9 protein-coding genes are annotated in these 13542 nt (G+C 56.5%); all 9 read left to right on the top strand.

From position 1 onward, the window contains the following. Positions 1–307 precede the first annotated feature (307 nt). The 9 genes from Q3981_RS09115 (at position 308) to Q3981_RS09075 (ending at position 13269) form a co-directional block, all read left to right on the top strand. Positions 308–1912, top strand: coding sequence for a glycoside hydrolase family 32 protein (locus tag Q3981_RS09115; protein ID WP_303125493.1), 1605 nt, complete (start codon positions 308–310; stop codon positions 1910–1912). A gap of 589 nt (positions 1913–2501) precedes the next feature. Further along, positions 2502–4580: a sucrose-specific PTS transporter subunit IIBC gene (locus tag Q3981_RS09110; RefSeq protein WP_303125491.1), complete on the top strand. Its 2079-nt coding sequence runs from the start codon at positions 2502–2504 to the stop codon at positions 4578–4580. Between the two features lie 472 nt (positions 4581–5052). After that, positions 5053–6093 (top strand): sulfite exporter TauE/SafE family protein, encoded by a 1041-nt coding sequence (locus tag Q3981_RS09105; RefSeq protein ID WP_303125489.1) that lies wholly within the window; start codon positions 5053–5055, stop codon positions 6091–6093. 484 nt (positions 6094–6577) lie between these two features. Further along, on the top strand, positions 6578–8428 hold the full coding sequence (locus tag Q3981_RS09100; protein WP_303125487.1) for a nitrite/sulfite reductase: 1851 nt from the start codon (positions 6578–6580) through the stop codon (positions 8426–8428). Next, complete coding sequence (locus Q3981_RS09095; RefSeq protein WP_303125480.1) at positions 8425–8739, top strand: hypothetical protein; 315 nt, start codon at positions 8425–8427, stop codon at positions 8737–8739. The genes Q3981_RS09100 and Q3981_RS09095 overlap by 4 nt, the downstream gene beginning before the upstream one ends. A 98-nt stretch (positions 8740–8837) precedes the next feature. Further along, entirely contained in the window at positions 8838–9740 is a 903-nt protein-coding gene (locus Q3981_RS09090) for a phosphoadenylyl-sulfate reductase (protein WP_303125478.1), read from the top strand. Positions 9741–9820: 80 nt separating this feature from the next. After that, entirely contained in the window at positions 9821–10747 is a 927-nt protein-coding gene (gene cysD, locus Q3981_RS09085) for a sulfate adenylyltransferase subunit CysD (RefSeq protein ID WP_303125476.1), read from the top strand. Continuing rightward, positions 10747–12138 (top strand): sulfate adenylyltransferase subunit 1, encoded by a 1392-nt coding sequence (locus Q3981_RS09080; RefSeq protein WP_303125474.1) that lies wholly within the window; start codon positions 10747–10749, stop codon positions 12136–12138. The genes cysD and Q3981_RS09080 overlap by 1 nt, the downstream gene beginning before the upstream one ends. 78 nt (positions 12139–12216) lie before the next feature. Continuing rightward, positions 12217–13269: a sirohydrochlorin chelatase gene (locus Q3981_RS09075; protein ID WP_303125471.1), complete on the top strand. Its 1053-nt coding sequence runs from the start codon at positions 12217–12219 to the stop codon at positions 13267–13269. The last annotated feature ends 273 nt before the right edge of the window (positions 13270–13542 follow it).

The following is a 13542-nucleotide window of genomic DNA, read 5'->3' as shown; positions in this document are numbered from 1 at the left end:
TGCTCCCTGCTAGTCGGGGTCTGATTTCTCAGTCCAACTAATGGGGAGCAGTTCATTTCTCTCAGGAACGCCCGATATACCCCAGCACTTTTCCTATAACGAAGGTATCTGGGCTCGAGAATGGCCCGATGGAGCCACCTTAACCACAATCACTTTCACAATTTCGAGAAATCATGCACTTCGGCCTCGCCTAAAGGACATCGATTCGTATTTCCGGCGCTGACCCACCATTAGTGGCGATCAATCATCGGATGCAACCCCCATACGTAAGGTCAACCTACAGCGCCAAACCGCTACCATAGGTGCCATGACAGCCAATTCGATGCGCCCCTTTCTGCATGTCACCCCTCTCCAGGGCAGGTTGAACGACCCGAATGGTTTGTGCATCGTCGGCAACACACTCCACATCTTTTATCAGCACGACCCGGTTTTTCCTCGTACTCCTAAACGCACCGGCTGGGGCCATGCGTCCGTACCTATTGCTGGGAAGAATGCATGGCGGATTACTCACCATCCCGATTCTCTGTATCCGGGTCATTCCTATGATATGCAGGGGTGTTATTCCGGAAATGCTGTCGTCGTTAATGAAAATGGGGGAAACCGCAAAGGCAATAAGGATTCGTTAGCGATTTTTTACACGGGAAATGTCAAGATTCCGGTGGACAATGGAAAAATCTGTCGCCGTACAAGTCAAAACTTGGTTCGCGCGACACATGATCCGGTTGTTGGTATGGAGTTTCGACATTATCCAGAAAATCCGGTGATCGATGGTCCTGCCCCGGGGTTTACCGAGCATTTCCGTGACCCGATGGTGACACGAGATTATGGGGGAAAACGACGCTGGCGAATGGTCATTGGTGCGCAGCGAAATGATCTCACCGGTGGGATTGCTTTGTATCGTTCCGACGATTTAGTTCACTGGGCTTACGAAGGTGAGCTTATTTTCGACGTAAAATCTGCGCAGCCCGGTTCCGCGCCAGACATTCTTCCGCGTGGCTATATGTGGGAGTGTCCAAACCTCTTCCGGATGCATGACCGTAGCACAGGAGAGGATTTGGACGTTCTAGTCATGTGCCCGCAGGGGCTTTCTGAGCGTCGGATCAATGGGGTTCGTCATTACGCGAGTAGTGATCAGTGCGGTTACATCGTCGGCAAGCTTGAAGGAACGACGTTTTCTGTAATTCGGGGATTTTCGGAGCTCGATTATGGTCACACTTTTTATGCTCCGCAGTTCACGGATGGATCGTGTATTGCTGACCTTCAGAAAGGTAATAAGAAAACTGATGTAGTTACGGAAGATTCTCTCAACGATCAGAGTGGTCCGGTTGATAATTCCCGCTCGGCAGAGAGTGCTTATTACCGACGCCGGCCACGGCAGGATTCTGGCGCGTGGGATTCTGCCGTCATGCTGGGGTGGATGGGGCTTCCCGATGCCGATGATGCGCCCACGGTGTCAGCCGCGGGATGGGTTCATTCGCTAACGATGCCGCGTCGTGTAGTGCTGCGGGATCATCGGCTGGTTCAGTCGTTCCTGCCGGACGCCGGGACAATACGTTCATGTGCAGCCGAGGCTGCGACGGTAAATAATTACGGACCGTTTTGGGTGCAACATCGTGAGGTCGCTGCGCCGAGCGATAGTGACGCGGTGCATTCCGTGTTCCTTACCGACACGGGCGGCAACCAAGCAGCACGGATTGACGTTGGACGTAGCAGGGTATCGGTCGAGATTAATGGTGATGTGCGGGTGGCTGATGTTGATACGGAATACACGCAAGGCGCGACGTCGATAGTCGTCGACGGCTGCACGTTAGAGGTTTTAGCTGGTGGAGGGCAAATAGCGCTGTCGTCGGTGGTCTATCCTTCGGAAGGGGAGACCTGGTGCGAATTGCGCGAAGAGACGAGCCCGATGTGATCGGTTGCGTGGTCCGATTCCTTCGTTCTTTCATGCATTAGACGAAGCTATTTTGTGATCGACGTTACTGCGCCTTGTTTTACTCCATTAAAAATGACTGAGCTGTGTTTTTAGATAGCACTTCGAGTGCGGCTGATGTCTGAGTGTTTTTCGGGGTATATCTCAGAGGTGTTTGATTTTTACAAGGGTCCCCGATTCATTCCGGATGCATCATTTATCTCAGAAATTCGTGATATATCCCCGTTATGCGTGACGTATCCCACGGCCGTGCGAAACTCTCCTAGAGATCTTTGTCTTACCAAGATCTGTCTGTGCAGATAAATGTCCCGTGCGTCTAAAAAACGTGCCTCATAAGCCATCAATATTTCGTCTGCAGCATCTGTTACTGTTAACGAGTGTTAGTGACTTCTTAACAGGAGCACTTTGTTCCTGTGTATAGGTCATATTTTTAAATTCAGAATAATAATAAGTAAACGCTTTAGAGCAAAGGATGGCTCGGCACGTTTCAGCAAAACAAGTAGATATCTTTTTAGCAGTAATACCAGGTAGTGATCGTCACTAGCTTTGGCAGGGATGAATAGGAGAAATAGTGGATCACAAGGCGGTTGCCGATAGGGTTCTCAACGCTATCGGTGGCGAATCCAACATAGTGGCTGCAGCTCACTGCGCTACTCGGCTAAGAATGGTTCTCAACGATACCGAGGCGGTGGATTCCCAAGCCCTCGATAATGACCCCGACTTAAAAGGGACCTTTGAGACCGGGGGAATGTTCCAGATTATTGTCGGCCCCGGGGACGTAAATGAAGTATTCAGCGAACTGGATAAGCTTACCTCCAAGAATATTTCCGTGACGACAGAGGAACTGAAAAACTTTGCGGCTGAGAAAAGCAACTGGTTCACACGGGGAGTAAAAGTTCTCGCCGACATATTTGTTCCTCTCATCCCGATCCTGGTCGGCGGGGGTCTGCTCATGGCCCTCAACAATGTATTGACTGCCGAAGGGCTTTTCGGATCGCGCTCGTTAGTCGCGATGTATCCACAAATTAGCGGAGTCTCGGAGATGATAAATCTCCTTGCATCCGCTCCTTTCGCATTTTTGCCTGTCTTGGTGGGCTTCACGGCGACTAAACGCTTCGGCGGTAACGAGTTTTTGGGCGCCGGCATTGGTATGGCCATGGTCATGCCAACTCTCGTGAACGGTTATGACGTCGCCGAGGCCATTGATAAGGGGTCCATGCAATATTGGGATCTCTTCGGATTGCACGTTGCTCAGGCGGGCTATCAGGGAACCGTACTTCCTGTGCTTGCGGTGTCTTGGATTTTGGCAACCATCGAGAAGGCGTTCCACAAGCGACTTAAAGGCACCGTCGACTTTATGGTCACGCCCCTTCTTACCCTGTTGATCACCGGTTTTGTGACCTTTATTGCCGTCGGCCCCGCGTTGCGGTGGGTCGGTGATGAGCTCGCCATCGGACTACAAAATATTTACGACGCTGGTGGCCCGATCGGTGGCTTCATCTTCGGCCTGATTTACTCTCCGATTGTTATCACGGGTCTCCACCAGAGCTTCCCACCCGTCGAGACGATGTTATGGAACCAAGGCGGATCGTTTATTTTTGCTATCGCATCGATGGCAAACATTGCTCAAGGTGCGGGCGCGCTAGCTGTTTTCTTCCTCGCGAAGAACGAAAAATTAAAAGGTCTCGCAGGTGCGTCGGGAGTTTCGGCTGTATTCGGTATTACCGAGCCAGCTATTTTCGGTGTTAACTTACGTTTGCGCTGGCCGTTCTATATCGGGATGGGTGCCGGAGCTATCGGTGGCGCGCTCATCGCCCTGTTTAATGTGAAGGCCATGGCTTTAGGTGCTGCCGGTTTCGTCGGTGTGGTTTCGATGCGCGCCGGTGACTGGGGCAACTTCTTGATCTGCGCAGTTATTACCTTCGTACTTTCCTTCATTGCGGCTTTCAGCTATGGGAAGTTTTCCCTCGTCCGAAAAGGAACGATCGACCCCGATGTTCCCGATGGAGTTGATGTCGGAGCCGGCAACAATGCAGCCATCCCGACGGGTTCGATGGCCTCCGAGGCTGCCGACGACGATGCTGCGGATACGCCTTCGGAAAATGCAACAACGGTTTATGCTCCGCTTTCCGGAGAAGTATCTCCACTTTCATCCATTAGCGAGCCGATGTTTGCCCAAGGAAAACTTGGCCCGGGCGTGGCAATTAAGCCGTCGATAGGAAAACTCGTGGCTCCGATCAGCGGGAAAATTATTGTGGCATTTCCGACTGGGCACGCTTTCGCCGTTCGGGGTAAAGGCGAAGATGGAAAACCATTGGATATTTTGATGCACATTGGCTTCGATACTGTGAATCTAAAAGGTAAGTACTTCACACCTCACAAGAAACAAGGTGATGTTGTCGAAGCCGGTGAAGTTTTGGGCGAATTCGATATTGACGGGATTACTGGAGCCGGGTACGAAGTTACGACCCCGGTCGTTGTCAGTAACTATCGACGTGTAGGCCCTCTGCATCGGTTGGTCCACTCGTTGCCCAGCGAGGTTACGTCAGGTGACGAGCTTTATGCTGTGGACCCGAAGCCGTCAGCGTCAGACGGCCAGGAAGCTTCGCATTCTGGTAGCTATGTGGCAGCTTCAAAAGGAGACGCTTAGTGTGCCGGCCTGATGGGTCCCGGGCCAACATGTAAGGACCTAAATCCTGTAGGTGGAATTGGGAATTGCTGAAGTTGGCCCGGGGCTGGCGGGGGATATGTCATGTCGGAGTTTTGTGGCGGAGACGTTTCCGTCTGAATGTGAGTCGGGGATCGGAACTTTGGACCGATATCCCTATTACTGGGATCAACCCCGAAGTATTGACACTGCGGCATTGATGTCGGGGTATTGGGGATGTAGAGGACACCAAAGTTAAGGCCGGCCGCCAGGTTAAGGATTAGGGACAGGGCCGTGCTCCGACTCTTAGTTGCGCTCGCACGTCCGTACATCCAGGTCAATCAACCGGGGGGACACTGTGTCGCGGAAATGTTGACGTCGTGAACGGGGAGGGGTAGGTTCGCTTTCAATACCTAGACCGCTCGGTCTATTTTAGGCTGACGGTACTTAGACAACGTAGTGCGAAGGCGAACCCATGGAAGCGATAATTATTTTTCTCCTGATCGGCGTTGGTGCGCAGCTGGTCAAGGGGAGCATGGGGATGGCCTACGGGGTTACCTCAACAACACTGCTGGTGTTTACTGGCGTGCAGGCCGCGACGGCGTCGGCAATTGTTCACCTCGTCGAGGTGGGCACCACCCTTGCGCTGGGGCTTAGCCACTGGAAAATGGGAAATGTCGACTGGAAATTGGCTCTATCGCTGGGTGCTCCGGGCGCGTTCGGAGCGTTTGTTGGAGCGCGTGTTCTTGGCCAGGCGAGCGCGTCAGCAGCGCGTCCGGTGACCGCCGCGATTCTTGTCGCTTTGGGAACGTTCATCGTTTTGCGATTCATCGGGCTCGTCACGATTCAAGCGAAGACAGTGTGGGGCCCGAAGCGTCTCGGCATTCTTGGTTTGGTGGTCGGCGGTCTGGATGCCACGGGCGGCGGCGGCTGGGGAACGATGACCACATCGACGCTGATGGCGGCCGGAAAACGCGAGCCGAGGCGGATAGTTGGGACGGTCCTGGCCGCGCAGTTTCTCGTCGCCACCGCGGCAACGCTGGGCTTCATACCGGTGTTGAGCAGGGAAGTTGAGCACCACGCTGCGCCGGCATTAGGCCTGTTCATTGGCGGGATTGTTACCGCTCCGTTTGCCGCGTGGCTCGCCGGAAAAGTCAATGCGTCGGTCCTCGGTGGCGCGGTCGGCGTGCTGCTCGTTGGGCTGAATGTCAAGGTTTTGCTCGATGCTCTCGGTGTCGGTCACGCATCCCAGTGGGAAGCGGTCGTCTTAGCTGCTGGTTTTGGGATGATCGCAGGCAATTGGGCTCGGCAATACGCACAGTCTCGAGAGGAAAAGCGCAGTTCAAACCGGTTAACGACGTTTAACGACGCTGGCTCACGTAGCGAGTCCTCTTCACGTTATCCCTGGTCGGGCAAGCGCGCGAATGTGCACGGGGCAGAAGTGATCAAGACGAGTGGTCCCGAGGTCGCAGCTGAGCAGGCATCTAGTTCAGTGTCAGGGGCACGATGTCTCTAAAGTTGAAGAAATAGACAGAGCGGTCTAGAATTTGAGCACAATCAAAAACAACTTGGTCTATCACTAGGGGATCGATCGGAACTCTGAAGTCAGGCAGTGTGCTGGTTGGATAAAAGCCCGTTTATCAGGCGAAACAGGCTCCTGTGAGGCACATAATAACTGCTTCGTAAGCGAAGAGTTGTGGTCGTCCTTTCACGGGGAAGCTGAAACAATCACCCTGCCGCGGACGGTGGAGTACATAATCCACCATTCCGACCGACGAGGAAGCGACGACGAACCGATGCTCACCTGACTTCCTCGCCGACGGTCCCGCGAATTGTCGCCACATGAAGGCCAGACATTCCTGGTCAGGCGGAAAACTCTCGCTCAACCGGGACGGCAGTCAACGGCACTCGATCAGATAGCCCTGCGATGTGAAACCCCGAGTTCTCAACGTAACCCAATTAATCCGGCTTCTTGCCACAACGAAACGAAGGACAAAGCTATGACAACCCCCACCCGTAACGAAGCAGCTCAGCACGACGCCTCCGCTACCGGCGTTGACGATTCCGCCCAGTCCCGCACGAGAGACGCGACTCCCACCCGGGAAAAAGGCGCATCTGCAGCTCGGTCGACTGATTCGCCTCGCGCTCAGAGGGCTGGCGGACGCACTGCAGGTGGACGCGCTGCCGGCGGGCGCTCTCGCCCTCGTCGAAAGCCGAAACCTCAAGGGCAGTGGGCTGTAGATGGTCACGAGGCCCTCAATGACGACGAAAAGATCAAGGCCGAAGACGCCGGTGTCGCCGTCGCCCAGCGCGTCCGAGATATTTACGCGCTCCAGGGGTTCGATTCCATTCCGGCGAATGACCTCGCCCCGCGTTTTAAATGGATCGGCCTTTATACCCAGCGCCGCCAGGATATGGATGGAGAGCAAACAAGCATCAAAAGCAATGCTGAACTCCAGGACCATTACTTCATGATGAGGATCCGTTTAGACGGCGGCGTCGTTAATTCGGAGCAACTAGCGGTCATCGGTGAAATTTCCCGCGACTTTGCTCGCGGAACCGCCGACTTTACGGACCGTCAGAATGTGCAGCTCCACTGGATCCGAATCGAAGATGTTCCGGAGATTTGGGATCGCCTAAACAGTGTGGGCCTGTCCACGAATTTTGGTTGCGGCGATGTTCCGCGCGTCATTCTGGGATCGCCGGTGGCCGGCGTCGCTGCTGATGAAATTATTGATGCAACACCGGCGATCGAGGAGATTAAAAACAATCGACTTCCTAAGCCGGAGTATTCAAATCTCCCGAGGAAGTTTAAGACTGCAATTTCGGGAAACTCTCGGCAAGATGTCACACACGAAATTCAGGATCTTTCGTTTATCGGTGTTAGGCATCCTGAGCATGGGCCCGGTTTCGACGTATGGGTAGGCGGGGGCTTATCGACGAACCCCATGCTTGCTCAGCGTTTGGGCGTGTTTGTTTCTCTCGACGAGGTTCCTGATGTGTGGGAGGGCATCGTCTCCATTTTCCGCGATTACGGATATCGACGTTTGCGTAACCGCGCGCGCCTGAAGTTCCTCGTCGCCGATTGGGGCGTCGAAAAGCTGCGTTCAGTTTTGGAAAACGACTACCTCGGTCATCCGCTCCGTGACGGTGTGGAGCCGCCGGTTGCCCCAGGTTATCGGGATCATATCGGTGTTCACGACCAGCAGGATGGGCTGAAGTATGTGGGCGTCAAACCTACGGTTGGGCACACTGAAGGGCGTCAGCTGATTCGCTTGGCTGAGCTCGCCGATAAATTCGGATCGGGTCGAATTCGAACCACCCCGAATAAAGAACTCCTATTTCTCGACGTCAAACCGGGTCGTGTGCCCCATCTGCTTCATGCTCTTGATAATGAGGGACTATCGGCGAAGCCGTCGAGTTTTCGACGTGACATCATTTCATGCACGGGTTTGGAGTTCTGCAAACTTGCGCTCGTTGTGACAAAACAACGCGCAATTCGGTTAGCCGATGAACTCGAAGAACGTTTAGGCGATCTCGATGTTCCCTTAAAAATCAGCCTTAATGGCTGCCCCAACTCGTGCGCCCGAACGCAATTGGCGGATATCGGCCTCAAAGGGCAAATCGTCACCGATCAAGATGGCAATCGCGTTGAAGGATTCCAAGTTCACCTAGGAGGGGCCCTCGGATTCCACCCCGATTTTGGACGAAAACTTCGTGGTCACAAAGTCACGAGTGCAGGACTCGCTGATTACGTCGAAAGGCTTGTCACCAGATATAAAGCTGATCGCAACAAAGGTGAACAGTTTCGTGAATGGGTCCTTCGCGCCCCAGACGAGGATTTGCAATGAGTGCAGCAGTAATCAAAAACGACGTCGGCAACCATTCTGATATGAACTCGCCTACGAATTCGTATACCGACAACACGGATATTCCGGAGGAGGATAAGGCGCCGAAACTTCATCGTGATGTTCCTGGAAAGAAAGGCCATTCGAATCCGAATCGGGCCGTCGTTAATAACTGTCCCTATTGTGGTTCGGAATTGCTTTTCCCTGATACGCAAACCGAATACGCCTGGGAATGTCGGGAATGTTGCCATGTTTTCAGCGTGAAATTCCATGGATACCTACCCAGAAACGTAAACAAACAAAACCAGCAGTAACCACCACACATCGGCAGCGTTCATAAGTTTCATAAGGAAGCTACTCGAGATGAGCCCTGTCGCGGTGAATACCGGTGAATACTAAGGAGTGACTCTCCATGCCCACCCCGACAACGGATCACGGCGAACATTTATCGACGGCGGATGCGCCTGAGTCCAGCAGCGCGGAGCACGCCGCACCCCACACCCGGAGGCCAGAGAAGGCCGCGCAGACCTCGATCATCCGGCACACCCGTGGCATCGAAGACCCCATCGTCGATGCGCGGGACGGAAATACGTCTGATGGAAACGCATCTGGCGGCGGTGACGTCGATAATGATTATCGGGCCGAGATGCTGAATCTGGCTCTCGATTACTCTGCGGAACTGGAAAAAGCCAGCGCGGCAGAGATTATGCAGTGGGCGCATGACCATATCCCGAAGCTGGCAGTCACGCTATCCATGCAGGACACTGTCTTGGCTGATCTCGCGGAGAAGTACGCGCCTGCCGCCGACCTTGTCTTCTTAGATACCGGCTACCACTTTGCCGAGACGCTGGATGTCGCGGATGCCGTGGAGAGGCGGTATTCGAACCGGCTTCTTCGGGTTGTTCCTCATCTCACCCGCCGTGAGCAGGACCAACGCTATGGCAAGGATCTCTACGCAACCGACCCCACCCTCTGCTGCCACATGCGGAAAGTCGTGCCGCTCCAGGAAACGCTGGCGGGCTACCCCGCGTGGGTGACGGGGCTCAAGCGTGTCGACGCGCCGTCCCGCGCGCACACTCCCGTCCTGGAAATCGACAAGGCCGGGCGGCTGAAAATCAACCCCATCATCACCTGGACCGACGACGACGTCGAGAACTACATCGTTGAGCACGACTTGATCCGGCATCCCTTAACGACACAAGGGTACCCGTCCATCGGGTGCGCAACGTGCACGGCCCGGGTGCAAGCGGGAGAGGATCCGCGGTCCGGGCGCTGGCAAGGGAAGGAGAAGACCGAGTGCGGCCTGCATGTTTAGCCCGCGCCGGCGTCCGCCCCCAAAACCCACGCTCGTCATCACCCCACAAACCCACCCAACCCCACAGTTAGGAAAACCCCATGACAACAGCCGCCCCGACGCGCGTCGCGTCCTCTTTACCTGCACATTTAGCGCTACTCGAAGCAGAAGGCATCGACATTATCCGGCAGGCCGCCGGCCAGGCAGACCGCGGCGCCATTTTGTTCTCTGGCGGCAAAGACTCCGTCGTCGTCCTCGAGCTCGCCCGCCGCGCATTCGCCCCCGCGTCGATCCCCTTCGAACTCCTCCACGTCGACACCGGCCACAACTTTCCCGAGGTCCTCGCGTTTCGTGACGCGATCGCCGCCCGCCCCGGCGTCACCCTTCGCGTCGCTAAGGTTCAAGATTGGATCGACCGCGGCGAACTCCACGAGCGTCCCGACGGCACACGCAACCCGCTCCAAACCGTCCCCCTCGTCGAGACGATTGAAAACCAGGGTTACGACGTCGTTCTCGGCGGGGCACGTCGAGACGAGGAAAAAGCTCGCGCGAAGGAACGCGTGTTTTCCGTCCGCGATTCGTTCGGCGGGTGGGACCCGCGCCGGCAGCGCCCCGAACTGTGGGGCATTTACAACGCAAAAGTGCAGCCCGGTGAGAATGTCCGCGTTTTCCCCATCTCCAACTGGACCGAGGCCGACGTTTGGGACTACATCGACGCGCGCCACCTCGAACTCGCCCCCATTTACTACGCCCACCAGCGCAAAGTGTTCAACCGCAACGGGATGTGGCTCTCCCCCGGAGAGTGGGGTGGCCCGCGCGACGGCGAAGAAATCGTCACCAAAACCGTCCGCTACCGCACCGTCGGTGACATGTCATGTACGGGAGCGGTCGAGTCGGAAGCCCGCACCAACGCCGACATTATCGACGAAATCCGCCGCTCAACCACGACCGAACGCGGCGCCACCCGCGCAGATGACAAATTGTCCGAATCCTCCATGGAGGACAGGAAGAAAGATGGGTACTTCTGATGTCTCACAGCACAACCGCCACGCTCGACACCGTTGCCGAAACCGCCGTCGCCGACGCCACCCCCACCTCAACCAATAACGAGCTCCCCACCGTCCGGCTCTGCACGGCGGGGTCCGTCGACGATGGCAAGTCCACATTCGTCGGCCGCCTGCTTCATGACACGAAATCGATCCTCAGCGACCAATACGAAGCAGTCCAACGCTCGTCGGAAGCCCGGGGACTGGCCGAAGCGGACCTCTCGCTCTTGGTCGACGGCCTCCGCGCCGAGCGCGAGCAAGGCATCACCATCGACGTCGCCTACCGCTATTTCGCCACTGACCAGCGCAAATTCATCCTGGCGGACTGCCCCGGCCACGAGCAGTACACGCGCAACACCGTCACCGGGATGTCCACCGCGGATGTCGTCATTTTGCTTATCGACGTGCGCAACGGGGTGGTCCGCCAAACTAACCGACACGCGACAGTCGCGGGGCTGCTCGGCGTTCCGCACGTCGTCGTCGCCGTCAACAAAATCGACCTGGTGGATTACGACGAAGCCACCTTCCGCACGATCGAGGATCAGGTCGCGGCGCTGGCCGACCGCGCCCACCTCAACGACGTCCGCGTCGTCCCGATCTCCTCGCTCAAAGGCGACAATGTGGTGGAACGGTCCGCCCGAACGCCGTGGTACACCGGCCCCAGCATCGTCGAAATATTAGAAAACATTGACGACGCAGCTACAGTCGACGACGCCGCTGAGCAGGCTCTTCGCCTGCCGGTGGACTACGTGATCCGCGACCACGACTCCGAATACCGAGGCTTCGCCGGCCGGATCGCGGCAGGTTCCGTCGGCGTTGGTGATGAAGTGACGGTCACCGGCGGCCGCACCGCCCGAATCACAACGCTCAGCATTGCTGGTGATCCGGTCGAGGCGCCGGCTCGCGCGGTCACCGGCAGCTCCGTGAGCGTCGAACTGGACACGGACATCGACTTGTCGCGCGGCGCGCTGATCGCCGGAACACCGCACCCCGACACCACCAACACCGTCCAGGCCACCATCGTCCACACCAGCCAGCGTCCGCTCGTCGTCCGTCGTCGGTTATTACTCCGCTACGGCGCGCACACCACCAAAGCCCAATTGTCAGATATTCAAGGCATTATCGACGTCGATTCCGGCAAATTGCTCCCCACGCGCCCCAGCGAATTCAACGACGAACCCGTGACGACGCTGGAATCCAACGAACTCGCGCGCGTCACGATCAAAACGCGGGACGCCATCCCATTCGAGCCCTACCAACCTGGCGGCAAGATCGGGTCTTTCCTGCTTATCGACGATCAAACGGGCGATACCGTGGCCGCCGGCTTGGTCCTCCCGCGGGAAGCACAGCAGACGAATCGCGCGACGGTCTGAGCTACATGAAAGTCATGTGAGTTATGAATGTGCTGGTAGAGGCGCTAATCAGCCACGATCGTTAGGAAAGGGAGCACAGTGAACCACTCTGCATCGAAGCGCTCGGAATCGGCGTGCCCGGGTTCAACGCGCTCCGCATTGATTTTGCTCGCCCACGGCAGCCGGCATAACCACGTGACGCACGCACTTCGCGACATTACCGACGCCGTGGCCCGCGAATCCCGCATCGCCGGCCGCTTCGGGGTTCACATGGCGTTTTTGGACCACGCCGAGCCCGACCTCGTGCAAGTGAGCGCCCGATTGGCCGAGCTCGGTTACGGTCGCGCTGTTGTCGTGCCACTTCTGTTTACCGACGCTTTCCACTCGCGTGTCGACGTTCCCGCGCAGGTGAAGGAAGCGCAGGAAGTTTCCGGGCTGTCGATGTCGATTGCGCGAGGTCTGGGGACGGGCGACGATCTTGCTGCAGTGTTAGAACAGCGTTTCAGTCGATTGGTCCCTGAGACGTCGAGCTCGGGGAGTAGCAACAATGCTGATAGAGGGGCTGATGGTGAGGCTTCTGTGCTGGTCGATGGCTCCTCAGCGCGGGCGCCCGAGACCACGCTTGGTCCAGGGAACACACCTGCCCCGGTGATCCGCGTTCTTTACTCTGTGGGCAGTTCCGATCCTGCGGCCAACGATGCTGTCAGCCGTCTAGCTGCGAGTATCGGTGCAACGTCCGTTGCCGCAACGGGTGAGCATCCGAAAGGTGTCGCCGCTATTGACCACATCGTTGCCCACCACGGGAACGCCAACCACGGTGGCCTAGACCAGGGAAAACGAAAGAAAGATCGGGTCGCCACGGAATCAGGTGAGCCGTCCGCTGATCCTCTGGTCGTTGTCCAGCCTTTGTTCGTGGCGCCTGGAAAGTTGTGGGCTATGGCAACCAAGGAACTAGCCCACAGACAGAGTCAATCCCAGTCGGTCGAAACACAACCCTTGCGCGAGCGCCTCACCTCCAGACGAGGTGATAGTCCTAAGACGCTTGGCTATTCATATGAGACACCCGACGTTCCCGATGTCAGGTTTCGATGCGGATCCCCACTTGGAGTCGATTTAGCGCCCATGATCGCAGCTCGGGCGTGCTCAGCGTAATAGATCCCCCGATACCCCGCCCCGGGCAATACGACAGAAGGCGGTGCGGACAGAATCCGGGGGCGCAACGCACCGACGCCCGAAAACGCGAGCCGCTACACAGAAAACTGCGGGGAAGCTACACCTGGAGCCCGCGTGGAACCCGAAAAGTGCGGGGGAATACGCGCCCCAAAATAAAAGTGCGCGGGAATATGGCCAATTTTCGGCCATTTTTGGCCCATATTCTCCCGCAGTTTTCACAACCGACCCTGATATACCCGCGCAGTTTTCCGG

The sequence above is a fragment of the Corynebacterium sp. genome (genome assembly GCF_030530965.1).
In the GTDB taxonomy this organism is placed as follows: Bacteria; Actinomycetota; Actinomycetes; order Mycobacteriales; family Mycobacteriaceae; genus Corynebacterium.
The sequence above is the reverse complement of the archived record's forward strand: the minus strand, read 5'-3'. Positions and strand labels throughout refer to the sequence as shown.

What these genes read in the sequence shown, in the direction of transcription:
- Q3981_RS09115 (WP_303125493.1), top strand. Translation starts at nt 308, where the DNA reads ATGACAGCCAATTCGATGCGCCCCTTTCTGCATGTCACCCCTCTCCAG.
- cysD (WP_303125476.1), top strand. Translation starts at nt 9,821, where the DNA reads ATGACAACAGCCGCCCCGACGCGCGTCGCGTCCTCTTTACCTGCACAT.
- Q3981_RS09105 (WP_303125489.1), top strand. Translation starts at nt 5,053, where the DNA reads ATGGAAGCGATAATTATTTTTCTCCTGATCGGCGTTGGTGCGCAGCTG.
- Q3981_RS09100 (WP_303125487.1), top strand. Translation starts at nt 6,578, where the DNA reads ATGACAACCCCCACCCGTAACGAAGCAGCTCAGCACGACGCCTCCGCT.
- Q3981_RS09090 (WP_303125478.1), top strand. Translation starts at nt 8,838, where the DNA reads ATGCCCACCCCGACAACGGATCACGGCGAACATTTATCGACGGCGGAT.
- Q3981_RS09095 (WP_303125480.1), top strand. Translation starts at nt 8,425, where the DNA reads ATGAGTGCAGCAGTAATCAAAAACGACGTCGGCAACCATTCTGATATG.
- Q3981_RS09080 (WP_303125474.1), top strand. Translation starts at nt 10,747, where the DNA reads ATGTCTCACAGCACAACCGCCACGCTCGACACCGTTGCCGAAACCGCC.